The following is a 26091-nucleotide window of genomic DNA, read 5'->3' on the forward strand; positions in this document are numbered from 1 at the left end:
TTATGAATATACAACTTGTTGACTCCCTTGTAGAAATTGTTTCCAAATTAACTCCCGACGAAAAACAACTTTTCCAAGAAAGGCTGATTTATCAGGATTTCAACAAACAAACTAAAAAGCCTTTAACCTCTGAAGAAAGATTAAAACTTTGGCAAGAGTGGATAGAAAAAGCTCCTCAAAGTTCTGTTAATCTTCCTGATGAAGCACTACGTCGAGAAAACATTTATGATGATAGAGGAAGATGAGTAATTACTTATTAGATACCAATATTCTGTTACGTTCAAGAGATATAACATCTCCAGATTTTCATTTAGTTGATAAAACAATTAAATATTTAATATCTAATAATCATCAATGTTTTATTACCTCTCAGGTAATCATTGAATTTTGGGTTGTTGCTACTCGTCCTGTTAATGTTAATGGATTAGGATGGACTGGAAAACAAACAACTCAAGCAGTACAAATGCTAATAAATCAATTTGATTTACTAGAAGAGATACCAGATGTATTTTCTATTTGGTTGAACTTGGTGACAACATATAATATTTCTGGTAAACGCACTCACGATATACACATATTAGCTGTGATGCTTGCTCATAATATCAGCCATATTTTAACTTTAAACCCCAAAGATTTTATAGCTGTTCCAGAAGTTACGATTATTCATCCTCAAAGTATTAATAGCTAAGAATATTGTGAATAAAATTATTCTGTAAATCCTTTAATCCTGGGTATCCTGATTCTGTGCCTTCAATAATAGTAGAGGCAGAGCCTCTGTTATAGCATTCCCAGTCAGAGACTGGGAACGAGATAATGCGGTGTACTTTTAGCAACGATTTTATCAGATATATTGACAAGTTAACTCAAATGATTCTCTAACAAAGACGCTATGGCTTCTGGATGAACTTTTTTGTATTGTTTTTTACCTAACATTAAAACACAATTGGGGGCGCTGCTACAGCGTTTTTGACAATCGGTATGTTCAATAGTTACTTTATCAGATAAACCGCGATCGCCCAAAGTTTTTTCTAAGTCTGATAATAACCCTTTTCCACCCCGTTTCAGACAACCAGATTTTTGACATACCATAATCTTGGCTTTAGGTTGAGGAAGAGGAAGCGGAAGCGGATTTTTGATCAGACAAAAACCCACTGCTTGAATTTGATAAGCTTCGAGTTTTAATTTCCTGTTACGGGGGTTTAATTTACTAATACCATCTATATGAATTTGCTCACCAGGGACTAAAGATAAACCTATAGAACAACGTAAATTTTTAGGAATTTTAATTTTGATATTTCCCCCGGCAATTCCTAACTGTAAATGTTTATATTTTCCAGTTTTTTTCCCCGCAAAACCTAAAAACTGTCCTTCAATATTCAATTCCGATAAAGCCAAATATTTTTCACCCATTTGCGATAACCCAATTTTTTCAAGAGAAAACTTAATAACTTAGGAGTCAGGAGTCAGGAGTCAGAAGCAAGAAGAAAGAAGGAAGAGGGAAAAGAGATTTTTGCCTTTTACCTTCTTGGTATTGATGGGAATTTTAACGAAGACGTTTAGCTTCTACTGTTACGGGTAAACGACTTTTATCGGGAAATTCACTAAATTCTAATTCCCAACCATTAGTTAAAGTGAGAATTTTACCTGCTGCACCATCTGTTTCTTTAACTACTTCTTCTTCTAGGTCTTTTTTAGGGACGTAGACAACTAAAGTACCAGCATCATTCATTCGGAGCATTACTTTCATGTGTTTCCTCAGCAGATTCTAGTTCTCTTTTTCGACAACCGATGATGTACCCTGTTTCCAAAAAATGTACAGCATAGATATAATAAGCTTGCAAAAATGTGCCAATGCTGGAGACATAACCAACATCACCAATTTTGGCTAAAACTTCCCCAATTTCTCGACCGGGAAAAGTTCCATCGTTTTTGATTAGTTTCTTAACTCGAACTTTTTGACCAATTTCAAAAATGGGTTGCGAGTCCAGTTCTATTTCATCACGTTGCATGGGAATACCTTTTTTCGCTGACTAAATTTAATAATTCTTCTGTAGTGAGACTGCGTTTTCTGAGGATTGATTGCTGACGGACTACATCTAAAACAGCTTGGGTTTCTTGAGAATCGAGAAAGATGCCATGCTGTTCTAATAGATTAGATAATGAATGCCGACCAGAATGTTTACCTATGACTAAACGCCGTTCCCAACCTACATCTTCAGGAGCATAAGGTTCATAAGTAACTGGGTTTTGTAATACACCATGAGCATGAATACCAGACTCATGAGCAAAGGTATTTTCACCCACAATTGCTTTCCAAGGTTGAACATTAGCGCCGGAAGCTTTAGCGACTAATTGAGATAGTTTTAACAAGTGTTGAGTTTGAATTCCCAAGTCAACACCGTAAATACATTTTAGAGCCATAATTACTTCTTCCAAAGCTGCATTTCCGGCTCTTTCTCCTAGTCCATTAACGGTAGTATTTACAGATACAGCACCAGCTTTGATTCCGGCTAAAGCGTTAGCAGTTGCTAGTCCAAAATCATTATGGGTGTGAATCTCAATAGGAATTGATAGAGTTGATACTAAATGCTTAACTTTAAGGTGAGTTCGGAAGGGATCAAGTACCCCAACTGTATCACAAAACCGAAACCGAGATGCTCCCCATTCTTGTGATAACATGGCAACATCTTGGAGAAAGTTTTCGTCGGCTCTAGAAGAATCTTCGCCACCAACTGATACCCAAAGACCTTGATCTAATGCGAAGCTAATACAGTCTTTTAGTTTTTGTAAACTTACTCGCCATTGCCCATGAAATTTAGCGGCAATTTGCACTCCAGACACAGGAATAGCAATATGTACTCGTTCGAGTCCACAGGCTATAGAAGCTTTAATATCTGAGATAACAGCCCGATTCCAACCTAATAATTTAGCTTGTAAATCTAAGTTACGAATGGCAACAATGGCGCGAATTTCTTCTTCTCCCATTGCCGGAATTCCTACTTCTAATTCATGGACACCAATGGCATCGAGAAATTGTGCGATCGCTACTTTTTCTTCTAAGTTAAAAGCAACACCTGCTGCCTGTTCCCCATCACGTAATGTCGTATCATTAATCATGATTTGATACATTTTCAAGGTCCCTCTAGCGGAGTTTTTTGTAATATCCTTGTTCGCTACAATTTTTCATGGTGGTAGATGGGCAATAAATTCTTAATTGAGCGAATAAATCATGATTCATGATTTACGATCCTTAATTATTAACTAAATATTTCTGTTGCATCTGTATGACAAGAAACAAAAGATAAGTATAATTTATCCAATATTTCTGGTGGTATTATTTGTGGATTTTGTTAATAGCCAATAACCCAGATAAACATTAGCAAATCCTGTAAAAAATAACATACTTATGCCAGCAATTAAGCTAGTAATCATAATTTTCACCTCATAGTTTCACTATTACACTGCGGCGGAAATAAGATAACCATTAAAAACCATTAAAAAGCTTGTATGATCCGCTTTTTTAATTATTAATTTTTAATTTTTAATTCCGCCTTGCGGTACTGGTAATTTTTCATCTACCTTAATTCATGGTGTTCTGCCAGCCAATCAAAAATCCTGTCTAGTTGTTGTAAGTCCACTAAACCATATTGCCAAAGCAGCATCGGTAAGGGTCCATGATTGAACTCAGGATGTCGCGTTGCTACCGCAATATCAGCCTGGGAAAGTGCTAGTTCTTTTTGAAGAAATTGCAGTAACTTTCTATCAATACTATTAATCACCATAATTGGATATTGACAATTGAAATCAACATAAGGTACAAGTTATTCCCATCAGCAATTACTAATTTTTTTTAGTTTTAGCAAATTGGGTGAACCTTAGCTTATGTGAATTATCTTGAATATGCAAGATAGTTTGTGAGTGAATAATGACTTGAGATAAATCAGACTTGCATCAAGAATTAATCTTTGATATGCTTTTGATGAGACATTCTCAAAATTATCAATGGTAATTAGTAATACCAATCAAACAAACATCATTGTTTTCAGTAATCTTTACTCCATACCATTACACAAACAATTTTCTAACCACTTCACCAATTGATGACGAGAAGCAAAAAATTGCATTAATGTACTGCGAACAAGAATCGCTTCTTGGAGGTTATTAACTTGCACGCGCAAAGACCCATCCGGGGGACAGGAACAGGAAATCATCAACTCTTGCAAACGGTGATAAATACACCATCTATCACCTAAAGGAATCTGCAAAACTTGTTCACCGACAGTTAAAAACTTACAATTTTGTGACATTAGTAATTCAAGATTTATGAAATTGACGTTATTGATCATCTTGGTGATGATTGGTGAGAGTTTGGACTTGTTGTTCTAATTGCTCAATCCGCAAGAGTAAAGAACGAATCATACCTGCTTCTATATCGGGTAATTTGCCATGTTCTAAGGGAGAAATGCGATTATGAGACTTAGGAGCAATAATCCGTCCAGGAATGCCGACTACAGTGGCATCTGGAGGCACATCACCCAAGACAATTGACCCTGCACCGATGCGGACGCGATCGCTAATTTGAATATTTCCTAATACTTTCGCACCCGCACCAACTATCACATTATTACCCAAGGTAGGATGACGTTTACCGCTTTCTTTGCCAGTTCCTCCCAATGTTACACCCTGATAAATGAGTGTATAGTCTCCGACAATGGCAGTTTCACCAATCACAACACCCATGCCATGATCAATAAATACACCTTTGCCAATTTTTGCACCTGGGTGAATTTCAATACCTGTGAAAAACCGTCCCCAATGAGAAATCAACCGGGGAATAAAACTCACCTTGTGGATATGTAACCAATGTGCAAGACGATGTAAACAAAGAGCATGAAATCCCGGATAACAAAATATAACCTCTAACCAATTACGTGCTGCTGGATCACGCTCAAAAATAATCTGAAAATCACTGATTAATGGTTCTAAAAAAAGTCTAGAACTTTCATTTTTTCGGAGCTTTGTATTTACAGTCTCGGTTTTACCGATCCTGTTTAATGACTGGTGCATTGGTACTATTAGGTAAAAAAATCCTGTACTGTTTTCATGCTTATATCAGATAACTCCCCAGCAGCAGAAATTATCAATGCAGATTAGATTTATTAAATTTATTAAGCTTGTACTCAATAGGTTTAAACCCCTATGTAACAGAAATTTACATTTTTTATTGGGGTAGGGGTACTAGCTTTTAATTACAGGGGTACTGGTATTTTCGGCTTAGGGATGCAGCTTTTTTGTACTCAAAAGAAATCTCTGAACCTGTCAGCCTTTACAGCTATTTAGGCAAGATATTTTTCCATATCTTCAATTGTACTCATTTGCTGATAACCGTTGTCTTGATGACAGTAAATATAGATTTTATGTATTGCTGACTACTACTATTATTCTATAGTTCTGGTAGTTGAAAATTGGATTTCTTCATTTTGTTTTAGGATTTGTTTGCTGGATATGGGGATACAAAAATTAAAACAGGGAAAGTTTGAATATAACCTTGAACCCATAGTCCGAAACCCATATTTTGTTAGCACTTTGACAAAATGGCGAAGGTATTGTTATTTACCGTAAATTATGATACAGTCTCTAGCTATAGGGCTACTATTTGATTTTTGAACAAGCTGTAAACCGTAAACCCCATCGAATCAACGATTGAGTCTCAGTATAATGAACAACAATCAAACCGGATTCCTATATTGATCATTGTTATAGCAATGAAGCCAGAATTGCTATATGGCTCGAATTCTATAGTTTGTTCATTCTGCTCATACCATCCCATCTGCTTCCTATTTGGAATGACTATAAATCATGAAAACATCTTCTCTTTATCAGAGCTTAAGTCGTAACACTGCAATTGCATTAGCAACCGTAACTTTGAGTTTGTCCATTAGTAGCCTTAATGCTTTTGCTCAAGAAAAACCTAGAATTTCCGTACCAGACTTCAAGAATGAAACTAACTCCAACTGGTGGTGGTGGAACAGCAATACATCTCAACAGTTAGCAGATGCCTTGAGCAATGAATTAACATCAACAGGAAAATTCACCGTTGTTGAGCGACAAAAGTTAGGAGCAGTCCTTTCCGAACAAGAGCTTGCTCAAGCTGGATTAGTTCGCAAAGAAACCGGGGCAAAAAAGGGAGAACTGACCGGGGCAAAATATATTATTCTGGGCAAAGTAACTGCTTATGAAGAAGGAGTTAAGAAGGAATCCGGTGGACTAGGGATAAGCGGGATTAGAATAGGTCGTTTTGGTCTAGGTGGTGGCACCAGGAAAGAAAAGGAAAAAGCTTATGTTGCTATTGATTTGCGTGTTGTGGATTCCAGTAATGGAGAAGTAGTTTATTCCCGTACTGTTGAAGGACTTGCTACTAGTGAATCTAAGAGCAATGCTGGTGGTATCAGTTTTTCTGGTATCAATATTGGTGGTGATAATCAAAAAACAACCAAAGCCCCTGTCGGTAAAGCACTTCGCGCAGGATTGGTCGAAATCACCAATTATCTAAGCTGTGTAATGGTTGATAAAGGTAGCTGTGTAGCTGAGTTTGAAAAGAAAGAACAACGTCGTCGTGAGAATACTCAAAAAGTTTTAGAATTGGAATAAATGGCGTAACTGTTCATTTTTTCCTAGGGAAAAAGGATTAAGAAGGAATATAAATTTGATGCAGCGTAACCCACTGTTAATTAATAATTGTAGGTTACGCTGTCTCTAGCTAAGAACCAAAGAAATATTTCATCTTAATCTTAATATCAGTATTAGTTTTAGATACAGTAACAGCCGAATCATTAAACTTAGGAGGTCCGGTTAAAACCTCTGGATTTTGAGAAAATCCAAAACCTTCTGTGGGCATACCAAAAGAATTAGTATCAAGATTACTATTGCCATTGGCATCATGGATTAATGCAACAGCATAATTACCTGGTTTTAAATCCTTAAAAATCAGTTTTTGAGGCATTTCTGTAATTTTAGTACACTCGGATTGCCAAGCCTTTTTACTATCACCAGGAAATCCTTTACTTTGATCAAAAAGAGTAGCACAAATTTGTCCAGATTTGTTTTTCAATCCTTCTACTTCAATCGTCAGACTACTAGTCAAATCTGCTTTAGCACTAGCTAAAAAGAGAAAATTTCCCAAAATAGGGAGTAGTAATATTAATCCCCGGCTTGACGCTTGACCTAACGCGATATTTAACTGCTGCTTCATTAATTTACCCTCTATTAAATAGAACTATTATCTTACCCAGAAATGTTGTCAATTGGGATTTTTATCAGCGACTAACAGCCGCAAAAATCTCTATTATAGCGAGTTTACCTGCTAATAGAGGGGCAAAATCATTTTCCAAAACCATCCTCTCCAACTAACCAACAAGCGGTAGAATTAACAACCAACCCCCATTGCACCCCTTGATATGTATTGCGACTACCTGGTACAAATCCTCACCGCCCGCGTCTATGATGTAGCCCAAGAAACACCACTAGAATATGCCCCGAACCTCTCCGCGAGGCTGAATAATCAACTCCTCCTGAAACGGGAAGATATGCAATCAGTCTTCTCCTTCAAACTGCGGGGTGCATATAACAAAATGGTCAATCTCACCCCAGACTTACTTGAACAGGGTGTCATAGCGGCTTCTGCGGGAAATCATGCCCAAGGTGTAGCCTTAGCTGCCAGTCGCTTGGGAACAAAAGCCATCATCGTTATGCCCGTGATTACGCCCCAGGTAAAAATAAATGCAGTCAAAGCGCGGGGAGGAGAAGTTGTCTTATATGGCAATAACTATGATGATGCTTACGCCTATGCCCGACAACTGGAAGCAGAAAAAGGGTTAACCTTTATACATCCCTTTGATGATCCGGAAGTGATTGCTGGCCAGGGAACAATCGGTATGGAAATCCTGCGCCAATATCAGCAACCCATTCATGCCATATTTGTGGCTATTGGTGGTGGTGGCTTGATTTCTGGTATTGCAGCTTATGTTAAACGGTTGCGTCCCGATATTAAAATTATTGGTGTTGAACCTGTAGACGCTAACGCCATGTATCAATCATTGCAAGCTGGCGAAAGAGTGCGATTGTCTCAGGTGGGTTTATTTGCTGACGGTGTAGCGGTGCGGGAAGTAGGAGAAGAAACCTTCCGCCTATGTCAGCAATATGTAGACGAAATTATTTTAGTGGATACAGATGCCACCTGTGCGGCAATTAAAGACGTGTTTGAGGATACTCGTTCTATTTTAGAACCTGCGGGGGCATTAGCGATCGCTGGCGCAAAACTCTACGCAGAACGTGAACAAATTCAAAATAAAACCCTCGTTGCCGTTGCTTGTGGTGCTAACATGAACTTTGATCGGTTACGTTTTGTGGCAGAACGGGCAGAATTTGGAGAACGTCGAGAAGCCATCTTTGCAGTGAGAATTCCCGAAGCAAGAGGTAGTTTAAGAAAGTTTTGTGAATGTATTGGTAAGCGCAATCTCACAGAATTTAACTATCGCATTGCTGACCAAAAAGAAGCGCATATTTTCGTAGGTGTGCAAATAGAAAATCGTGCCGACGCTGCTAAAATGGTCGAAAATTTTGAATCTCACGGTTTAAAAACCATAGATTTAACAGATGATGAATTAACAAAACTGCATTTGCGTCACATGGTAGGAGGACATTCTCCCCTTGCAAAAAACGAACTACTTTATCGCTTTGAATTTCCCGAACGTCCAGGGGCTTTAATGCAATTTGTAACTTCTATGTCTCCTGATTGGAATATTAGCTTATTTCATTATCGCAATAATGGTGCAGACTATGGAAGAATTGTGGTAGGAATGCAAGTTCCCCCCCATGAAACAACAGAATGGCAATCATTCTTAGATAATCTTGGTTATCATTATTGCAATGAAAGCGATAATCCGGCATATAAGTTATTTTTAGGATGATTCCAGCTATTTTTAAGTAAATAAACCACATCTTATTTTTGTTTCGCGCAAAGGCGCAAAGGAGCAAAGGCGCAAAGGAAGAAATTAATTTAAGCTGTGGTTTAAATATGTGAAAATTGCTGTAATTTTGGTTTTATTGGGATTATGGCAATTTACATAATTAACGTTGGGATAGTTCCAAAAAACTAATCGTTTGCGGACTAGAACTAGATGAATTCTCCCAATAATCTACTTGATTAACTTTGACTTTCAGTAATGCAAGATTTGGTTCATTTATTCCTTTTGGAAACCAAGTTTGTAATTTGTGTTGCCATTTTCCTTGCAGTTGATTACGATCTCTTGTTAATTGGGCTGTTCCTAATATGGAAACATATCGTTGTTGATTAGGTGCGGAAAAACTAATATTCACCTGTTGATGATCTTCGATTTCTACTACTTTATGGGAATTGACTAATGTAAAAAACCAGAGTGTAGCATCATTGTCAATTTCATTACAAATTGACATAGGACGACTATGTAAAGTGGCATCATCATCAACTGTGGTTAACATCCCACATTCAAAACCTGCAAGCAGGTTACGCAATTCTTGAACTTGTGGTTTTGTGTCTACAGATTGTGTCATTATATCTATGATTTTAGTTTTATGGACATGAGTTACATTTTTAGTGTTAAAGGTTTTCGATTTATATACATGAGTCTAAAGAGGTAATTATCAGAATTGGTTCTGACTAATTTATAACTAAATAAATATATCTTAAAGAAGATGTTAATAAAATATAGATGCTATATCCAAATTATTGAAATGAAAATTTATGTCAAATATCAATAATGTATATTATAAAATTATCCAATCAGGATAAAACTCTGGAGTAAGAAATTATGACAATATCGGCTATGGATAAATTAACAGAATATAAATGGCATAACTTACCTATACAGGAAGTCAGTCAATATTTAGACAGTAATATTGAAACAGGTTTAACTGCTACTGAAGTAACAAAACGCAAAGAAACTTTTGGAACTAATGAACTGAAAGCAAAACGCGGAAAAAGTTCTTTACTAAGGTTTTTGTTGCAATTTCATCAACCGCTACTTTATATTTTATTAATTGCTGGTGCAATTAAAGCATTTTTGGGACAATGGGTAAATGCTGGAGTAATTTGGGGTGTAACTTTAATTAATGCTATTATTGGTTTTGTGCAAGAATCAAAAGCAGAAAGTGCGATCGCTGCCTTAGCATCTTCAGTTAAAACTAACACTACTATTATCCGTAACAGAAATAAACTCCAAGTTCCTTCTACTGAATTAATCCCCGGTGATATCGTACTATTAACATCAGGTGATAAAGTACCAGCCGATTTACGACTTGTACAAACACGGAATTTACAAATCAACGAATCAGGATTAACAGGAGAATCTGTTGCTGTAGAAAAAAATACTCAACCAGTACAAGCATATGCAGTTCTAGCAGAACGCACTAATATGGCTTATGCTGGCAGTTTTGTCACTTTTGGCACTGGTAAAGGTATTGTCGTTGCTATTGGTACAGCCACAGAAACCGGGCGTATTTCTCAATTAATGGAACAGGGAAACATCCTCAAAACCCCTTTAACCCGGAAGTTTGACAAATTTAGTCGCACCCTACTTTATATTATTTTAGGAATTGCATCTTTAACATTTGCCGTCGGCTTGGGATACGGTAACACTTGGGTAGAAATGTTTGAACCTGCGGTAGCTTTTGCTGTGAGTGCCATTCCTGAAGGATTACCTGCTGTAGTTACTGTCACCTTAGCCATTGGTGTTTCCCGCATGGCACGCCGTCACGCCATTGTACGCAAGTTACCCGCAGTGGAAACCCTGGGAGGTGCTACAGTAATTTGTTCTGATAAAACTGGGACTTTGACTGAAAACCAGATGACAGTACAAGGCATTTATGCAGGTAATCAATATTATACAGTTACGGGTACAGGCTATGCACCAAGCGGGGAAATTTTGCTAGACGAAAATCCTGTAGATATTCATGATATTCCTCCTCTAGCAGAATGTTTACAAGCTGGTTTGTTATGTAATGATTCCCACTTAGAAGATAAAGATGGACAATGGATAGTAGTTGGTGATCCCACTGAGGGTGCATTAATAACTGCTGCGAATAAAGTCGGGTTAACCCATAATAATTTACAAGCAACTATATCTAGGCTTGATGTCATCCCCTTTGAGTCAGAGTATCAGTACATGACAACTCTGCATGAAATTGAACAACAAGAACGAATTATTTATGTTAAGGGTTCAGTAGAGGCGATTCTCAAGCGTTGTCAACAGATGTTAAATTCCTCTGGGGAACTTTCTCCTGTGGATGCAGAAACTGTAAATCAGCAAGTTGATACAATGGCGCATCAGGGTTTACGGGTGTTAGCTTTTGCGAAAAAACCAGTTTCTGAGAATCAAGATTCATTGGATCATCCAGATATCGAGAATGATTTGATTTTCTTAGGTTTACAGGGGATGATAGATCCACCCCGTGCTGAGGCTATAAAGGCGGTGCAAGCCTGTCAACAAGCTGGTATTCGGGTGAAAATGATTACAGGTGATCATGCTGTGACGGCGGCAGCGATCGCCTCTCGCATGGGTTTTAATCATCATCGGGAAGTGAGGGCTTTTACAGGTGCAGAACTGGCGAAAATGGACAAACCAGAACTGGCTACAGCGATAGAAGATGGGGTAGTATTTGCCCGTGTAGCACCAGAACAGAAATTGCGAATTGTGGAAGCACTGCAATCTAAAGGTGAAATAGTCGCCATGACGGGGGATGGTGTCAATGATGCACCAGCGTTAAGAAAAGCGGATATTGGTATTGCAATGGGTGGGGCGGGTACGGAAGTAGCCAAGGAAGCCGCTGATATGATTTTGACAGACGATAACTTTGCCTCTATAGAAGCTGCGGTTGAGGAAGGAAGAACAGTTTACAGTAATTTGTTGAAAGCGATCGCCTTTATTCTCCCCGTTAATGGAGGTGAATCTATGACGATTTTAATTAGCGTTTTGTTAGCCAGAGATTTACCAATTCTCTCTTTACAAGTGCTGTGGTTAAATATGGTGAATTCCATTGCTATGACAGTTCCTTTGGCTTTTGAACCCAAGTCTGATCAAGTAATGCAACAACCCCCACGTAACCCCAATGAAAAATTACTTTCTCCTAATTTAGTTAAACGTATTGTCCTCATTTCTATCTTTAACTGGATTTTAATTTTCGGTGTATTTGAATGGATAAAACAAACAACTGGAGATGTTGCTGTTGCCAGGACAATGGCGATTCAAGCTTTAGTAGTAGGCAGAATTTTTTACCTGTTAAGTATTACCCAATTAGGTGTTGCTATTGTTGATAAAATTCGCGGAATTAATCGAGAAATTGGCGATCAAAAGGCAATATATGTGGGAATTGCCAGCACTATTATTTTGCAGATCATTTTCAGCCAATGGGGTTTAATGAATAAATTATTTTATACAGCCCCATTGGCATGGAATCAATGGCTAATTTGCCTGGTTGTTGGCTTGCCGATGATTTTAGTAGCAATCTTTGCAAATCGCTTAGATTCTCAGTTTTAAGCCAATACAGTTTAGTTATGGCTAATGTCTCTTTAGTGTAATACCAATTTTATCTAGCAATCCTATTTGATTTATGAACATTGCAAGAGTCAGATCCCCGACTTCTCTAAGAAGTCGGGGATCTGATTAGCTTAAACTAATTACCCAATCACGTAAATGTGAATTTACTTGTTGAGGAATTTCGTCATGGGGACAATGACCGGCTGTGAGAAAATATTCGGTTAATTGGGGATAATATTCATGGAATTTTTGGGAACGTTCTCGCGCTTTCATCCAAGGATCTGCTTCTCCCCATAATAACAATAATGGACAAGTTAATTGTTTGAGTAAGATGTCAACTTTCGGACCTTGAGGACTGCTAAAAACAGAAACAAATACATCTAACGCCCCTTGATCAAAAGCCGGACGCTGAATTTCTGCTACTAATTGATCTGTGATTGCACTTTTATCCAGATAAACTTTTTCTAATGTGCGGCGAATTACCCACTTTTGGCGCGTATATTGAAATAATAAAGACTGGGCTAAACGTTGTTTAAAAAACCATTTAACAGTTTTACCTAAAACTTTTTGTAGAGGATTGATAGCAGGTTGAATTTGATTTTCTGGTGGGGAAAATGGACCAGCACTATTAAGTAAGACCACACCAGCAGCACTGTCAGGACGTTGGGAAGCAACGCATAAACAAGCGTAACCACCTAAAGAATTACCTGCTAAAATGGTCTTTTGACCGATGACTTCACTGATAAAATCATGGAGTTGGTCGCGCCACAAGTCACCGCTATACTGTAAATTAGGTTTGGCGGAACGCCCAAATCCTAACAGGTCAATGGCAAATACTTGGAAATCTGCACTCAATTCTGTGATATTCTTGCGCCAATGGTCTGTGGAAGCACCAAAACCATGTACTAATAGTAAGGGTGGACGCTGAAGATGTGGTTCTCCTGCTTGGACGTAGTATACGTTATGTCCGCGCCATTGCCAATATTGACCAGGAATCGGATTTGTGGAAGGAGTGATACTTGTTTGCATATTGCGAAGAAATATTAAGCTACTGTGAATAATTGTAAATTAAATTATTTAACAACGGACAACTGACCACTAACAACTGACAACTAATAAAAATAAAAATGATTACTGGAAAAACGCAACTTTTGGGAGTGATTGGACATCCTGTGTCACATTCCCTTTCACCATTGATGCACAATGCGGCTTTGGCTAAACTGGGATTAGATTATGTGTATTTGCCTTTTTCCGTTGCACCGGAAAATTTAGAGAGAGCGATCGCAGGTTTTGCTAGTATTGGTGTTGTAGGATTTAGCATCACAATTCCCCATAAACAAGCAATATTGCCGTTATTATCCGAAATTTCCCCGATTGCTCAAGCTATCGGTGCAGTGAATAGCGTCACTCGTCAAGGTGATAAATGGGTGGGGACAAACACAGATGTGGCAGGATTTATTGCCCCTTTACAAACAACATATCATCAAGATTGGAGTCAGAAAAAAGCGGTAATTTTAGGAAATGGTGGGGCTGCGAGGGCTGTGGTAGCGGGTTGTATTCAACTGGGTTTGGCAGAAATTCACGTGGTAGGGCGGAATTTACAAAAATTACAGGCATTTACTCAAAGTTGGCAAAATTCACCCTTTGCAGATAAATTTCAGGTGCATGAATGGCAAGAATTACCGAACCTACTCCACCAAGCTAACCTACTGGTAAATACAACCCCGATGGGAATGTATCCCCATGTTGATGAATCGCCATTGAGTAGTCAAGAAATGGGTTATTTGCCTGGTGATGCCATTGTCTATGATTTAATTTATATCCCTAAACCCACCAGATTTTTGCACCTAGCCGAAAAACAAGGAGCAATTATGATTGATGGTTTAGAAATGCTTGTCCAACAAGGTGCAGCAGCCTTAAAAATCTGGTTACAACAGGAAACAGTCCCCGTCAACGAAATGCGTCAAGCATTGCAAAATCATCTGGGGATATGACAGGAATCGGGTTTCATATAATACTTTTCAAACAACCTCTAACCAACTTCAGAATAATCAACAGGATCTTTTAAACCCAATTCTGCAAAAGCCGCTAATCGCAACTGACAAGAATCACAGACACCGCAAGCTGACTCACCACCAGCATAGCAAGACCAAGTGAGATCCCAAGGAACTCCTAATTGATTACCTAGTTGGATAATTTCTGTCTTCTTCAAATCAATTAACGGAGCAATAATTTTCATAGCTTCTCCCTCACGTCCTTGTTTTGTTCCCAAGCGGAAAACTTCCTGCATAGCTTCGATATAATCAGGACGACAATCTGGGTAGCCAGAATAATCTAGGATGTTAACGCCAATATATACTCTTTCTGCGGCGATCGCCTCGGCATAGCTCAAAGCAAAACTTAAAAAGATGGTATTCCGGGCTGGAACATAGGTTACAGGAATATTATCGGCCATTTCGGCGAGCGAGCGCCCTTTAGGGAGATCAATCTTCTGATCTGTCAGTGCTGAACCACCCCATTGTCCCAAGTCAAAATTAACCACTTGATGTTGAATTACTCCAGCCGCTTTAGCAATCATCAAAGCAGAGTTTAATTCTTTCCTATGCCGCTGTTGATAATCCAAAGAAATAGCGTAACATTCACAGCCATCAGCCTTTGCTTTGTAAAGAACTGTCGAAGAATCTAAACCACCAGACAACAGAATTACAGCTTTCATATTCAGAATAAGAAATGGGAGATCAATAAACAGGGGTAGAAGCGGGAAATTTGACCAATTACCCATTCCTTGATAAATTGCATCCAAAAGATGGGAAAATCAACAAAATGCCACAAACAAAAATTAAATATGTCCAAAAAGACTCTCAGGAATGAGAATATCAATTGTATAAATCGTCTAAAACATTATACTCTGAGTATTAACTATTTGATGACTTGTAATTTTACTTGTAGTAAGGGTGATTAATTTACCCCCTGTAAAAATCAGGTATTTATTGAACTTAGTTAATTTCCCAAATACGTACCTGAGAATTTCTACTAAGAAGTTATGAAATTTACACAGTCAACCCAAAAAAACACATAATTTTTATCATAGATGAATAAAACAGGATAATTAACAACTGCTGACCCAAAAGATTACCAGATGGCGGGAACTGAACCCAAACTTTGAAATTCTTCATAAAGATAATCACTATGTTACCATCTGGATGGTTTAAGACAAATCAAACCTGGCGTTTAAGTATAAAGGCCAACGACCGTAGCGTCTCTAAATTTGGTGGTTGAGGAGAGAACAATAGTGCAAGATAGCATATCAGTGTCAGAACCAAATCTATATTCACAGCGCAGTCAGCCGCATCACATCCGTATAGGTGTGATTGGGGTTGGCAACATGGGACAACATCATACCCGCGTCCTGAGTTCCATGAAAGATGTGGAACTAGTCGGCGTTTCCGATATTAACGTCGAACGTGGTTTAGAAACTGCCAGCAAATACAAAGTCCGGTTTTTTGAAGATTACTGCGACTTACTACCTCATGTAGATGCAATTTGTGTTGCTGTACCTACACGGCTTCACTATGCTGTGGGTATCAACTGTTTGTTAGCAGGAATCCACGTTTTAATTGAAAAACCCATAGCGGCTAGTATTTCTGAAGCAGAATCTCTAGTTAATGCTGCGGCCGAATCTCAGTGTATTTTGCAAGTTGGTCACATTGAGCGATTCAATCCCGCCTTCAGGGAACTCACCCAAGTCCTCAAAACCGAGGAAGTTTTGGCTTTAGAATCTCACCGCATGAGTCCTTATTCAGCGCGGGCGAATGATGTTTCCGTAGTCCTGGATTTAATGATCCATGACATTGATTTGCTGCTAGAATTAGCCGCCTCACCAGTAGTAAAATTGACTGCTAGTGGGACTCGTTCTTTAGACTCAGGTTATTTAGATTATGTAACTGCCACCTTGGGGTTTGCCAATGGTGTTGTTGCCACGCTTACAGCCAGCAAAGTTACTCATCGCAAAATTCGCCGCTTAGTTGCCCATTGTAAAAATTCATTTACAGAAGCAGATTTTCTGACTAATGAGATATTGGTACATCGGCAAACACCGATAAATCCTCTGATTGACCACCAAAAAGTCCTCTATAGACAAGATGGTTTAATCGAAAAGGTTTATACCAGTAATGTTCAGCCTCTCAGTGCAGAATTAGAGCATTTTGTCAACTGTGTCCGTGGTGGCAATCAGCCTTCTGTCGGTGGTGAACAAGCTCTCAAAGCTTTACGTTTGGCTAGTTTAATTGAGCAAATGGCTTTAGAAGAAAGAGTTTGGAATCCATTAGAGTGGTCTTCGGAATCCAGAGTTCAATCGTTGACATCAAGCATTTAGTTAGATGTAGCTAAAACTGGCAGTGGGGGGAAATTAATGATTTTTTCTCCCACCATATCAGGAGTCAGAACTCAGGAGTATTGATAAAATAATCTTCTGCAACTAATTTTAGCAATTAAAGTAGGACTACTTGCTATAGTGTTGATTTGTTGGCAAATCAATTACAAGCGTAAAAACAACCAAATCAGGAAGAAAAGCCGGACATCTACCGAAAACTGCCATCAAAAATGCTAAATCATCGAAAATTGACCATTGCCTATTCTCAATTTTCACGTATTTCTAGTTACACTTAACCCAACCTAAAATTTTTTGGAGCTCACCTTTTTTGTAAGATGAGCATGATAACTTTTTAAAGAGGAGATTTCATGACAGACCAACCCCCCGTAGCCAATCCAATGAATGCCGCTGCCATTTCCATGAACCGTCAACCAGCAGCAGCGACACCCATGAATTCGGTAAATCCTGGAAAGCCAAGCAATATTACTGGTAAAACTATTCTGAGTGTGGATTTAGGTAGAACCTCTACAAAGACTTGTGTGAGCCGTGAACCCGGTAATGTGGCTTTCATTCCTGCCAATGTCAAGCAAACATCAATTGAGCAAATTCGCGGCGGTGTATTTGAGGCTAAGGCAACTGACCCACTGATGGATTTGTGGCTGGAGTATCAAGGTAGTGGTTATGCTGTAGGGCAATTAGCCGCCGATTTTGGGGCTAATCTTGGCGTTGGCCAATCTAAGGTAGAAGATGCTCTGGTCAAAGTATTATCATCTGCCGGGTACTTTAAACTCAGAGATGAAATTTTCGTTGTCCTGGGTTTGCCGTTCTTATCGTTGGAACAATTTGAAAAAGAAAAGGCACAGTTAACTAGCTTGGTAACTGGACCTCATGTATTGAATTTCCGAGGTGAATCCATAACTTTGAATATTAGCAAAGTCTGGGTAATGCCCGAAGGCTATGGTAGTTTGCTGTGGTCAGAAACTCAACCTAATAAAGGCACAGCCGTTCCCGATTTTACGAAAATATCTGTGGGGATTGTTGATATTGGCCACCAAACCATTGATATGATCATGGTGGATAATTTCCGCTTTGCCAGGGCTGCTTCTAAGAGTGAAGACTTTGGCATGAGCAAGTTTTATGAACTGGTAGCTGCGGAAGTACAGGGTGCTGATAGTCAATCTTTGGCACTGATTTCTGCGGTTAATAAGCCTAAAGGCGATCGCTTTTACCGTCCTAAAGGTGCTAGTAAACCTACCAATTTAGATGATTTTCTGCCTAACCTCAAAGAACAGTTTTCACGGGAAATTTGCTCTCGTGTGTTAGCGTGGTTGCCAGAGCGGGTAACTGATGTGATTATTACAGGTGGTGGTGGAGAATTTTTCTGGGAAGATGTCCAACGTCTGCTCAAAGAAGCTCAAATCAACGCTTACTTAGCTGCACCTTCTCGCCAGGCTAATGCTTTGGGGCAGTATATTTATGGAGAAGCGCAATTATCTGCTGCTGTTCGTGCTAGGTCATAAAACCGATGTTCCAATGGTCAAAAAAGGTAGTTAAATCCGTTACGTTCAATCCAGAAATTGCTGATGAGAGCTTGTTAGCGCAGGTGGAAAACTACTTAGAGACACAGCCAGATAAAACTTTCAGTGACCTGTGTAAAGAGGCTCTTTGGAACTTTTTGTGTGTCCCAGAACCTGTACAACTAGCTTCTAAAATAGCAAATCTAACCACGGTTGAACAAAAAATCGGTGAGATCCAAAATCAAATAGCTGGTTTTGAAGAACGTTTTTTTGCTAAAGAGTCTCATCGTTTGGAGTCTATGGAAAGTCAAATGTTGCAACTTACTCAACAAGTAGCAAAGTTGACAATCATCCTGAATCAGGAACCACTTACTTGTATTCCTTCTGATAGCGTTAGCGTGGCACCAGCCATACTTCAAGAAGTAGACCCTGTAATTAATCGTATTGGTCAGTTTCTTGATGATTTCTAAGAAAAAACCAGGAAGAACCTAGTTTTTACTTGGAGAAAAATTCTTAACTAAACTACCATGAGTCCCACCCATAAGCCATTTCGGCATTATTGGTGGGATATTTTGTTTATTTGACCACAAAGATGTAAGTAGGTTAGCATTGTAAATCGTCGTTATGGCACTAGGCAAGAGGCAATACTTCGACTTCGCTCAGTAACCAGAGGCAAGAGTGAAGAGGGTTTGAGCGATTTTACTTTTCTTTACACAGATTGGTTTTATTGTGTTCACCTACTTAGATAGTTCTCGATAAAAGTAGTAAATAGAAATTTTTGGCATTGCTTACAAAGATTGGAAAACTTTCGTCGCATTTGTTGAAAAAATTCTCAGAGAATTTGCAGAAAACTATCTAATTAATTTTGTCTGATTACTTATCAATAATCATCAGTCACATCTGCGGAATGTCCTTTGGTAGAGAAACTTAGAGGTTGTTTGAAAAGTATTATATGAAACCCATAATCTCCAAAAACCTAACCCCCCTCCCCCCCATTCCCTACAAGGGAATGGGGGTTTTAAAGCCTCTCCCCTGGTAGGGCAGAGGTTTGGAGAGGGGTCTGTTTACACATTAAAAACTTTTAAAACATCCTCTTGTACAAATTCTATAAATGTATCAAAAATATTGCAATTCATTGAACATGGTTGTTCGCTTTTATTCATAATTAATAAAAACTTACCCCCAATTTAAAAATCTATGATATAAAAGTAAATAAAACTTAATTGTTATTCATCCAAATGCTAAATGACTCCCCTACCTTACCCAAATTCAAAGATTTACTAACCCAAAAAATTTTCTTAGGTAATAAACCTAGTGCTGAGTTAATAGCAATTCTTACCATCTATTTTGTTCAAGGCATCTTGGCATTATCCCGTTTAGCTGTTAGCTTTTTTCTCAAAGATGAATTACTATTAAGTCCAGTGCAGATGTCAGTAATTATGGGAATCTGTAGTATACCTTGGATGATTAAGCCATTATATGGTTTTATTTCCGATAGTTTACCCTTATTTGGTTACCATAGAAAACCTTACATAGTTCTATCAGGAATTCTCGGCTGTACAGCTTGGGTATGTTTAGGAACAGTGGTTCATACTAGCACAACAGCCACAATTATGATTGTACTTTCTTCTCTCTCTGTAGCTATTAGTGATGTGATAGTTGATTCCATAGTAGTTGAAAGAGCTAGAAGTGAATCAGAAGCCAAAATAGGTTCTTTACAATCTCTTTGTTGGGGTAGTTCAGCTATAGGTGGCTTGTGTACAGCTTACCTTAGCGGCTTACTTTTAGAATATTTTACCAACCGTATAGTATTTTTAATAACAGCATTATTTCCGCTAATGATTTCATCTGTAGCTTGGTTAATTTCCGAAAAACCTATTAATAAAGATGATAAAAAAAGCAATAACACAAAATATCAATTAGGACAGATACGCCAAGCTATTACGCAAAAAGCAATTTGGCTACCAACAGCATTTATATTTGTTTGGCACGCTACACCAAATGCCGAATCAGCATTTTTCTATTTTACAACTAACGAACTACAATTTCAACCAGAATTTTTAGGGCGAGTTCGGTTAGTCACCAGTTTGGCTTCCTTAATTGGAGTTTGGGCTTTTCAACGTTATCTGAAAACTATCCCCTTTAGAATTATGTTTAGTTGGGGGATTTTTCTATCCACAGCTTTAGGAATGACAACTTTATTATTAGTAACTCATACCAACAGACTTTTAGGAATAGATGATCATTGGTTCAGTTTAGGTGATAGTTTAATTATTACTGTGATTGGGCAAGTTTTATTTATGCCTATATTAGTATTATCAACAAAACTTTGTCCTCCCGGCATAGAGGCCACATTCTTTGCTTTAATAATGTCTGTATTTAATTTAGGAGGAACAGTTTCTTACGCATTAGGATCAATCATGATGAAATGGTTGGGAATCACAGAACATCAATTTGATTCATTATGGTTGTTAATCATTATTACTAACTGTAGCTCACTTATCCCAATATTTTTTATTAACTGGCTACCAGATGCTAAAATTGAGATTGAGCATAGTCAATCAATGTAGTTTTTCAGCATAGCAAACAAAAAATGCAAATATTAGAACCCCAAGATAGTCAAGTTTCAGAGAAATCCTATACCCTCAAAGACTGGCAAGGAGGATATGAATCTCTTACCGAAGAATATGACTATTGGATTGATGATATAGAAGGAGAAATTCCTCCAGAATTAGCAGGAACATTATTTAGGAATGGGGCTGGCTTATTAGATATCAACAAGGAAAGATTACATCATCCTTTTGATGGTGACGGAATGATTAGCCGCATTACATTTACCAATGGCCGCGCCCATTTTCGTAACCGATTTGTGCAAACAGCCGGTTATTTAGCAGAACAGAAAGCTGGTAAAATTCTTTATCGTGGTGTTTTTGGTACACAAAAACCTGGTGGTTGGTTAGCTAACATTTTTGATTTAAAAATTAAAAACATTGCTAATACAAATGTGATTTATTGGGGTAAAAAACTCTTAGCATTATGGGAAGCAGCCGAACCTTATTCACTTAATCCCCAAACCTTAGAAACATTAGGAAATGAATATTTTAACGGCGTTTTATCCAAAGGAGAAGCCTTTAGTGCCCACCCACGAATTGATCCAAATGGCACCTTAGTCAACTTTGCTATTAAACCGGGACTATCAACCACAATTACAATCTTTGAATTGAACACAAATGGGGAAATTACCAGCAAACAAAATCATAGCGTTCCTGGTTTTTGTTTTATTCATGATTTTGTAATTACAGAAAATTACTGTATCTTCTTTCAAAATCCTGTTGATTTTAACCCCATACCTTTTGCTTTGGGAATATCCAGCGCAGCCCAATGTATTAAATTTCAAAAAAATCAACCCACAAGAATTATTATTATCCCTCGCAAAACACAAACTAAAAATGTCAAAGTTTTAGAAACCCAAGCCGGTTTTATTTTCCATCATGTTAATGCTTTTGAACTGAGAAATGAAATTATCATTGATTCTATCTGCTATGAATCATTAACAGAAGTCGAACCCAATAGCGATTATCGAAAAACTGATTTTGATACAAATTCACCTCCCCAACTATGGCGATTTAATCTGAATTTATCAGAGAATAAAGTGCAAAATCAGTTAATAGATCCTCGTCCCACTGAATTTCCCACAATTCACCCGAATTACGTAGGTAAATCCTATCGTTATTTATATAGTGCTGCCGCTCATCAATCAACGGTGAACGCACCATTACAAGCCATTTTTAAGGTAGATTTAGAGTCAGGAAGAAAACAACTATGGAGTGCAGCACCGCGAGGTTTTATAGGGGAACCAATTTTTATTCCTCGTCCAAATTCCCAAACAGAAGATGATGGGTGGTTAATAGCGTTAGTTTATGATGCAGAACATCATCGTTCTGATGTAGTGATTTTAGATGCTGAAAATCTGGAAAAAGAGAAACCAGTTGCAAAACTACACCTGAAACATCATATTCCCTATGGTTTACATGGGAGTTTTACACAAGAGACATTTATCGAAAATTTGGGTTGAGTCCATTTTAATAGTAACCCTCAGATCCCCGACTTCTTCGAGAAGTCGGGGATATCGCGGAGTATCTTACAAAAAAAAATAAAATTGTAACAAAAACTACAAAATTGATATCTTTTCTCAAAAAGAGGGTAAGCTAACTATATCAATCCGGTTTACAAAGATACCGTGATGAGGAGTAAGAATTATGGTAACAACGTCTCTCCCACTTATGGAAACTCAATCTTCAGCCTACATTTGCCCTTATGATCAAGCTTGTAGCTATTTAGAATGGGCGGCTAAAGAATTAAAATTAGATCAAGGTATCGTAGAAATACTCAGTCATCCACGAAAAGTTGTTACAGTTTCCATTCCCATAAAAATGGATAATGGCGAAATCCGGGTTTTCCCAGGACACCGGGTACAACATTCGGATATTTTAGGACCCTATAAAGGTGGGATTCGTTACCATGAAGCGGTGACATTACGGGAAGTATCCGCCCTAGCAATGCTGATGACGTGGAAATGTGCATTGTTAGGCATTCCCTATGGTGGTGGCAAAGGGGGAATTCCCATAGACCCCAAAAAGTTCAGTGTGGGGGAATTAGAACGGATTAGCCGCCGTTATATTAGTGAATTAATTAAGGACATTGGACCATCAGTAGATATACCCGCCCCAGACATGGGAACATCAGCGCGAGAAATGGCGTGGATGATGGATACTTACTCTGTTAATGTTGGTCATTCTGTACCTGGAGTAGTTACAGGTAAACCTTTATCTATTGGTGGTTCTCTAGGACGCGAAATGGCGACCGGACGTGGTGTCATGATTATTGTCCGTGAAGCACTTGCAGATCAGGGTAAATCCCTTGTGGGAGTAAGGGTAGCAATTCAAGGCTTCGGTAATGTGGGCGGGGCTGCGGCAGAATTACTACACCAAGAAGGAGCGAAAATTATCGCTGTTTCCACTGGTGCGGGTGGTGTATTTTCTGAAGCTGGTCTTGATATTTCCGCTGTCAAAGCCTACTCTGCTGCAAACCGCCGCAGTGTGGTGGGATTTCCCCAAGGTACACCCATTAGTAATGCAGATTTACTAACTTTACCTTGTGATGTGTTGATCCCCGCCGCATTGGAAAACCAAATTACCGCAGAAAATGTTCATCAAATTCAAGCCAGATTTGTTGCAGAAGCTGCTAATGGTCCTGTGACTTTGGAAGCTAACCGCGTTCTAGAAGCCCAGGGAGTGACTGTGTTACCGGATATTTTAGCCAATGCTGGGGGTGTAGTAGTAAGTTATTTAGAATGGGTACAAGGTCTTTCTTACCTATTCTGGGACGAAGAACGAGTTAACCGGGAAATGGAACATTTGATGGTTCAGGCTTACCGCAAGGTGATTCATGAGTCGCAAGCACGGGGGGTAAATCTGCGATTAGCTGCTTATACTTTGGGTGTAGGTAGAGTCGCGCAAGCTTTGAATGATCGAGGTCTGTATCCTTAGTTGTATTTGCAATTTAGTTTAATTGGGGTGTGTTATGGCTTTAGCCTAACGCACCTTTTTTTCAACCCTTGTACGTCATCTACCAGTAATAGTTTTGCTGATTCCACCTGAGTTCAACGTAAGAGAATAACTTACAAGTGTTGACTGGAAAGAGTTTCAGGATTAAATAAATTTTTACCAATTGTCAATAATTTCTATTTATTGATAATTGATTAGGTATTACGCCCCACAGAGAAATTGATGCTGAAACTTCTAAAATATCTTGCAAATCATTTAATAGTGTTTCTTTAATATGAGAATCATTTTGCACATGACTTATAAGTTCAATTAAGCATTTGATCTGTAGTTCTTGATTCAGTTTTTTACGATGTTCTGGAGCATCTAAATATAATTCATACAACTTATTTATAACCTTATTGCATAAATTTGAATTAAGATTTTGAGACTTGTTTATTATATTAAATATGTCTTCTCGTAAACTATCATCTATTTCTTTAGTGAAATCATCCCTTAAAATTTGTAAGAATAGTTGACGTTGATCTTTATCAGGTAATACTGGTGTAAGACTTTCAACTTCAAAGTAAAGCGATATAGGTTCTGGTAGATCACGTAAAAAACGTCGTTTTTCCCATAATGCGTATCTGTTTAATTTTTGAGATGCTAAAGATACAGCTTCATCTAGAGAATGATTATTGAGATAACCCCAAAGTCCAAAAGCACAAAATCTAGGATCTTTGTGGCTCAGACAACGTTCAATAATATCTGAATCTGTTTCTTCTTTATTAAGTAAGTGTACATTTATTGCTTTACATTCATTGCCATCTTGTTGCAATTCAAATTTCACAAGTCTTCCAGATTGTAAATCTAATTCGGAACAATTAATTTCTTTTTTATGTACTAATATATTATCTTGATAATCAGAATCTATAAACTAATAATTATTGGGATGAGTAGAGTTACAAAGATTTTTAAGTTTGCCAACTTCCTTAAATAAATTTAAGTTTTTAGCTATTGCTTTATTAGTTTGCGGATTTATTTTTACATTAAATGTGACTAATATTCCCTCGCTTAAACAAGTTTCTTCACAACGAACTTGCTCTCTATAGACTTTTATTTGTGATCCATCTTCACGTTGAATATACCCAAAATTATTTTCTCTTCCTCTTGTGGAGTCATACCCACCAAACCACTTTACAAAACCAATTTCCCTCATGGTTCACCTGTGTTTATATTAGTCTTTATTAAATCCTGCAAATCCTTAAATCCTGGATATCCTGATTCAGACAAATTAAATATCAGGTTCTACACCCAACTTTCTTAACTGTTCTATCAACCTTTCCTTTTGTTCTATTGGAGTCAAAACCCAATTACCAGAAATATCATACCAGCGTAACCAAGGCTGCTGAATATTATTATAAGTTCCCTCCCAAACTCCCAAACCTAATTCTATTTCTGGTATCCAAAAACGAGAATTTGATGATGATAAATCTATTTCCGCATAACGACCACCATCTAATTTAAACATTCTAAACTCATACTTGTAACGGTCAAAAATAGCATAATAGGGAATCCTTAAAATCTGTTCATAAACTTCCCATTTTGTAGGCGGTTTTTCCACATTCCGCAAAGTCTGTCCTAAATCTTCCTTTTCAGTTCCTGGTGATAGTAATTCAACTATAATAAAAGGAGTAATTCCCTCTTGCCAAATTACATAACTTAAACGTAAATCACCATTTTTATAAAGAGGAGAAACATCCACAGATACAAACCAATCTGGTCTTTTGTACCATGTGGGATGATGAGGATCATAATAGAGGTTCAGATCACTAGCGGTAAATATTTTGTTGCTAGGATAGGTAGGAGAATTAAAAGTTTCGTCTAATAAACGAGGTTGTAATAAATGAAATTGATCAGGCAAACCTTTCTCCTCTGGATCTTCACTTTTGAGATCATACATCGTTGGTAACACTTCTTGAGGTGAACGGGGCGGATCTGTTTGATACATATTACTATTCCTTGAAAATTTAATTTATTGTGTGTTCACGGTATTTCTATTGTGCCGAAATTAATAGGATATAGAT

26 protein-coding genes are annotated in these 26091 nt (G+C 38.0%); 12 read left to right on the forward strand and 14 right to left on the reverse strand.

Annotation, left to right across the window (positions count from 1 at the left end):
- The first annotated feature begins 2 nt into the window (after positions 1 to 2).
- Both HGD76_RS20240 and HGD76_RS20245 read left to right on the forward strand, forming a co-directional pair.
- On the forward strand, positions 3 to 245 hold the full coding sequence (locus tag HGD76_RS20240; protein ID WP_015078849.1) for a hypothetical protein: 243 nt from the start codon (positions 3 to 5) through the stop codon (positions 243 to 245).
- Positions 242 to 688: a type II toxin-antitoxin system VapC family toxin gene (locus HGD76_RS20245; protein WP_168696833.1), complete on the forward strand. Its 447-nt coding sequence runs from the start codon at positions 242 to 244 to the stop codon at positions 686 to 688. Before HGD76_RS20240 ends, HGD76_RS20245 begins: the two co-directional genes overlap by 4 nt.
- Positions 689 to 858: 170 nt before the next feature.
- On the opposite strand, the gene HGD76_RS20250 is transcribed toward HGD76_RS20245, so the two are convergent.
- The 7 genes from HGD76_RS20250 to cysE all read right to left on the reverse strand — a co-directional run bounded on the left by HGD76_RS20250 (position 859) and on the right by cysE (position 5067).
- Complete coding sequence (locus tag HGD76_RS20250) at positions 859 to 1410, reverse strand: (2Fe-2S) ferredoxin domain-containing protein (protein WP_168696834.1); 552 nt, start codon at positions 1408 to 1410, stop codon at positions 859 to 861.
- A 133-nt stretch (positions 1411 to 1543) separates the two neighbouring features.
- Positions 1544 to 1747, reverse strand: a complete 204-nt coding sequence (gene nifT / locus HGD76_RS20255; RefSeq protein ID WP_168696835.1) for a putative nitrogen fixation protein NifT — start codon at positions 1745 to 1747, stop codon at positions 1544 to 1546.
- On the reverse strand, positions 1722 to 2009 hold the full coding sequence (locus tag HGD76_RS20260) for a nitrogen fixation protein NifZ (protein ID WP_015078853.1): 288 nt from the start codon (positions 2007 to 2009) through the stop codon (positions 1722 to 1724). The genes nifT and HGD76_RS20260 overlap by 26 nt, the downstream gene beginning before the upstream one ends.
- Positions 1999 to 3129, reverse strand: coding sequence for a homocitrate synthase (gene nifV, locus HGD76_RS20265; protein WP_168696836.1), 1131 nt, complete (start codon positions 3127 to 3129; stop codon positions 1999 to 2001). Before nifV ends, HGD76_RS20260 begins: the two co-directional genes overlap by 11 nt.
- Positions 3130 to 3575: 446 nt before the next feature.
- Positions 3576 to 3782: a DUF2949 domain-containing protein gene (locus HGD76_RS20270; RefSeq protein WP_015078855.1), complete on the reverse strand. Its 207-nt coding sequence runs from the start codon at positions 3780 to 3782 to the stop codon at positions 3576 to 3578.
- 270 nt (positions 3783 to 4052) lie between these two features.
- Positions 4053 to 4307, reverse strand: a complete 255-nt coding sequence (locus tag HGD76_RS20275; RefSeq protein WP_148766455.1) for an Asr1405/Asl0597 family protein — start codon at positions 4305 to 4307, stop codon at positions 4053 to 4055.
- A 28-nt stretch (positions 4308 to 4335) separates the two neighbouring features.
- Entirely contained in the window at positions 4336 to 5067 is a 732-nt protein-coding gene (cysE, locus tag HGD76_RS20280; RefSeq protein WP_168696837.1) for a serine O-acetyltransferase, read from the reverse strand.
- A gap of 792 nt (positions 5068 to 5859) precedes the next feature.
- Between cysE and HGD76_RS20285 the strand changes: the two genes are divergently transcribed.
- Positions 5860 to 6651, forward strand: a complete 792-nt coding sequence (locus HGD76_RS20285) for a CsgG/HfaB family protein (RefSeq protein WP_168696838.1) — start codon at positions 5860 to 5862, stop codon at positions 6649 to 6651.
- Positions 6652 to 6760: 109 nt separating this feature from the next.
- Here the strand turns inward: HGD76_RS20285 and HGD76_RS20290 are convergent, their stop codons facing one another.
- On the reverse strand, positions 6761 to 7252 hold the full coding sequence (locus HGD76_RS20290) for a DUF2141 domain-containing protein (protein ID WP_168633343.1): 492 nt from the start codon (positions 7250 to 7252) through the stop codon (positions 6761 to 6763).
- A 205-nt stretch (positions 7253 to 7457) separates the two neighbouring features.
- Here HGD76_RS20290 and ilvA point away from each other — a divergent pair, with 205 nt between their 5' ends.
- Positions 7458 to 8969 carry a threonine ammonia-lyase, biosynthetic gene (ilvA, locus tag HGD76_RS20295; RefSeq protein ID WP_148766447.1) on the forward strand — a complete coding sequence of 504 codons (1512 nt, stop codon included), beginning with the start codon at positions 7458 to 7460 and terminating at the stop codon, positions 8967 to 8969.
- 160 nt (positions 8970 to 9129) lie between these two features.
- On the opposite strand, the gene HGD76_RS20300 is transcribed toward ilvA, so the two are convergent.
- Positions 9130 to 9591: a pyridoxamine 5'-phosphate oxidase family protein gene (locus HGD76_RS20300; protein WP_168696839.1), complete on the reverse strand. Its 462-nt coding sequence runs from the start codon at positions 9589 to 9591 to the stop codon at positions 9130 to 9132.
- 257 nt (positions 9592 to 9848) lie between these two features.
- Between HGD76_RS20300 and HGD76_RS20305 the strand changes: the two genes are divergently transcribed.
- The gene (locus tag HGD76_RS20305; protein ID WP_148766443.1) at positions 9849 to 12572 is read left to right on the forward strand and encodes a cation-translocating P-type ATPase; all 2724 of its coding nucleotides are present in this window, start codon (positions 9849 to 9851) and stop codon (positions 12570 to 12572) included.
- 126 nt (positions 12573 to 12698) lie between these two features.
- Here the strand turns inward: HGD76_RS20305 and HGD76_RS20310 are convergent, their stop codons facing one another.
- Complete coding sequence (locus HGD76_RS20310) at positions 12699 to 13601, reverse strand: alpha/beta fold hydrolase (protein ID WP_168696840.1); 903 nt, start codon at positions 13599 to 13601, stop codon at positions 12699 to 12701.
- A gap of 98 nt (positions 13602 to 13699) precedes the next feature.
- Between HGD76_RS20310 and HGD76_RS20315 the strand changes: the two genes are divergently transcribed.
- Positions 13700 to 14566 carry a shikimate dehydrogenase gene (locus HGD76_RS20315; protein ID WP_168696841.1) on the forward strand — a complete coding sequence of 289 codons (867 nt, stop codon included), beginning with the start codon at positions 13700 to 13702 and terminating at the stop codon, positions 14564 to 14566.
- 38 nt (positions 14567 to 14604) lie between these two features.
- Here HGD76_RS20315 and queC read toward each other — a convergent pair whose 3' ends face one another.
- Positions 14605 to 15288, reverse strand: a complete 684-nt coding sequence (gene queC / locus HGD76_RS20320; protein ID WP_168696842.1) for a 7-cyano-7-deazaguanine synthase QueC — start codon at positions 15286 to 15288, stop codon at positions 14605 to 14607.
- Positions 15289 to 15864: 576 nt separating this feature from the next.
- On the opposite strand from queC, the gene HGD76_RS20325 reads away from it, so the two are divergent.
- From HGD76_RS20325 to HGD76_RS20350, 6 genes are all read left to right on the forward strand, one after another.
- Positions 15865 to 16947 (forward strand): Gfo/Idh/MocA family protein, encoded by a 1083-nt coding sequence (locus tag HGD76_RS20325; protein WP_041457566.1) that lies wholly within the window; start codon positions 15865 to 15867, stop codon positions 16945 to 16947.
- A gap of 365 nt (positions 16948 to 17312) precedes the next feature.
- Positions 17313 to 18464 (forward strand): filament morphology actin-like protein FcmB, encoded by a 1152-nt coding sequence (gene fcmB, locus HGD76_RS20330; RefSeq protein ID WP_148766435.1) that lies wholly within the window; start codon positions 17313 to 17315, stop codon positions 18462 to 18464.
- Positions 18465 to 18469: 5 nt separating this feature from the next.
- Positions 18470 to 18931, forward strand: coding sequence for a filament morphology membrane protein FcmC (gene fcmC, locus HGD76_RS20335; protein ID WP_148766433.1), 462 nt, complete (start codon positions 18470 to 18472; stop codon positions 18929 to 18931).
- A gap of 768 nt (positions 18932 to 19699) precedes the next feature.
- On the forward strand, positions 19700 to 21031 hold the full coding sequence (locus HGD76_RS20340; RefSeq protein ID WP_168696843.1) for a folate/biopterin family MFS transporter: 1332 nt from the start codon (positions 19700 to 19702) through the stop codon (positions 21029 to 21031).
- 23 nt (positions 21032 to 21054) lie between these two features.
- Entirely contained in the window at positions 21055 to 22536 is a 1482-nt protein-coding gene (locus tag HGD76_RS20345) for a carotenoid oxygenase family protein (protein WP_148766429.1), read from the forward strand.
- Positions 22537 to 22720: 184 nt separating this feature from the next.
- The gene (locus tag HGD76_RS20350; RefSeq protein WP_148766427.1) at positions 22721 to 24010 is read left to right on the forward strand and encodes a Glu/Leu/Phe/Val family dehydrogenase; all 1290 of its coding nucleotides are present in this window, start codon (positions 22721 to 22723) and stop codon (positions 24008 to 24010) included.
- Positions 24011 to 24194: 184 nt separating this feature from the next.
- Here HGD76_RS20350 and HGD76_RS20355 read toward each other — a convergent pair whose 3' ends face one another.
- From HGD76_RS20355 to HGD76_RS20365, 3 genes are all read right to left on the reverse strand, one after another.
- Positions 24195 to 24854 (reverse strand): hypothetical protein, encoded by a 660-nt coding sequence (locus HGD76_RS20355; RefSeq protein WP_233466942.1) that lies wholly within the window; start codon positions 24852 to 24854, stop codon positions 24195 to 24197.
- 87 nt (positions 24855 to 24941) lie between these two features.
- Positions 24942 to 25223 (reverse strand): cold shock domain-containing protein, encoded by a 282-nt coding sequence (locus HGD76_RS20360; protein WP_168696844.1) that lies wholly within the window; start codon positions 25221 to 25223, stop codon positions 24942 to 24944.
- 75 nt (positions 25224 to 25298) lie between these two features.
- On the reverse strand, positions 25299 to 26015 hold the full coding sequence (locus tag HGD76_RS20365) for a Uma2 family endonuclease (protein WP_015078382.1): 717 nt from the start codon (positions 26013 to 26015) through the stop codon (positions 25299 to 25301).
- Positions 26016 to 26091 lie beyond the last annotated feature (76 nt).

Source organism: Dolichospermum flos-aquae CCAP 1403/13F (assembly GCF_012516395.1).
Classification (GTDB): domain Bacteria; phylum Cyanobacteriota; class Cyanobacteriia; order Cyanobacteriales; family Nostocaceae; genus Dolichospermum; species Dolichospermum lemmermannii.

Excerpts from the sequence above, each read along its gene's own strand:
- HGD76_RS20240 (WP_015078849.1), top strand. The coding sequence starts at position 3 with ATGAATATACAACTTGTTGACTCCCTTGTAGAAATTGTTTCCAAATTA.
- HGD76_RS20245 (WP_168696833.1), top strand. The coding sequence starts at position 242 with ATGAGTAATTACTTATTAGATACCAATATTCTGTTACGTTCAAGAGAT.
- HGD76_RS20250 (WP_168696834.1), bottom strand. The coding sequence starts at position 1,410 with ATGGGTGAAAAATATTTGGCTTTATCGGAATTGAATATTGAAGGACAG.
- nifT (WP_168696835.1), bottom strand. The coding sequence starts at position 1,747 with ATGAAAGTAATGCTCCGAATGAATGATGCTGGTACTTTAGTTGTCTAC.
- HGD76_RS20260 (WP_015078853.1), bottom strand. The coding sequence starts at position 2,009 with ATGCAACGTGATGAAATAGAACTGGACTCGCAACCCATTTTTGAAATT.
- nifV (WP_168696836.1), bottom strand. The coding sequence starts at position 3,129 with ATGTATCAAATCATGATTAATGATACGACATTACGTGATGGGGAACAG.
- HGD76_RS20270 (WP_015078855.1), bottom strand. The coding sequence starts at position 3,782 with ATGGTGATTAATAGTATTGATAGAAAGTTACTGCAATTTCTTCAAAAA.
- HGD76_RS20275 (WP_148766455.1), bottom strand. The coding sequence starts at position 4,307 with ATGTCACAAAATTGTAAGTTTTTAACTGTCGGTGAACAAGTTTTGCAG.
- cysE (WP_168696837.1), bottom strand. The coding sequence starts at position 5,067 with ATGCACCAGTCATTAAACAGGATCGGTAAAACCGAGACTGTAAATACA.
- HGD76_RS20285 (WP_168696838.1), top strand. The coding sequence starts at position 5,860 with ATGAAAACATCTTCTCTTTATCAGAGCTTAAGTCGTAACACTGCAATT.
- HGD76_RS20290 (WP_168633343.1), bottom strand. The coding sequence starts at position 7,252 with ATGAAGCAGCAGTTAAATATCGCGTTAGGTCAAGCGTCAAGCCGGGGA.
- ilvA (WP_148766447.1), top strand. The coding sequence starts at position 7,458 with ATGTATTGCGACTACCTGGTACAAATCCTCACCGCCCGCGTCTATGAT.
- HGD76_RS20300 (WP_168696839.1), bottom strand. The coding sequence starts at position 9,591 with ATGACACAATCTGTAGACACAAAACCACAAGTTCAAGAATTGCGTAAC.
- HGD76_RS20305 (WP_148766443.1), top strand. The coding sequence starts at position 9,849 with ATGACAATATCGGCTATGGATAAATTAACAGAATATAAATGGCATAAC.
- HGD76_RS20310 (WP_168696840.1), bottom strand. The coding sequence starts at position 13,601 with ATGCAAACAAGTATCACTCCTTCCACAAATCCGATTCCTGGTCAATAT.
- HGD76_RS20315 (WP_168696841.1), top strand. The coding sequence starts at position 13,700 with ATGATTACTGGAAAAACGCAACTTTTGGGAGTGATTGGACATCCTGTG.
- queC (WP_168696842.1), bottom strand. The coding sequence starts at position 15,288 with ATGAAAGCTGTAATTCTGTTGTCTGGTGGTTTAGATTCTTCGACAGTT.
- fcmB (WP_148766435.1), top strand. The coding sequence starts at position 17,313 with ATGACAGACCAACCCCCCGTAGCCAATCCAATGAATGCCGCTGCCATT.
- fcmC (WP_148766433.1), top strand. The coding sequence starts at position 18,470 with ATGTTCCAATGGTCAAAAAAGGTAGTTAAATCCGTTACGTTCAATCCA.
- HGD76_RS20340 (WP_168696843.1), top strand. The coding sequence starts at position 19,700 with ATGCTAAATGACTCCCCTACCTTACCCAAATTCAAAGATTTACTAACC.
- HGD76_RS20345 (WP_148766429.1), top strand. The coding sequence starts at position 21,055 with ATGCAAATATTAGAACCCCAAGATAGTCAAGTTTCAGAGAAATCCTAT.
- HGD76_RS20350 (WP_148766427.1), top strand. The coding sequence starts at position 22,721 with ATGGTAACAACGTCTCTCCCACTTATGGAAACTCAATCTTCAGCCTAC.
- HGD76_RS20360 (WP_168696844.1), bottom strand. The coding sequence starts at position 25,223 with ATGAGGGAAATTGGTTTTGTAAAGTGGTTTGGTGGGTATGACTCCACA.
- HGD76_RS20365 (WP_015078382.1), bottom strand. The coding sequence starts at position 26,015 with ATGTATCAAACAGATCCGCCCCGTTCACCTCAAGAAGTGTTACCAACG.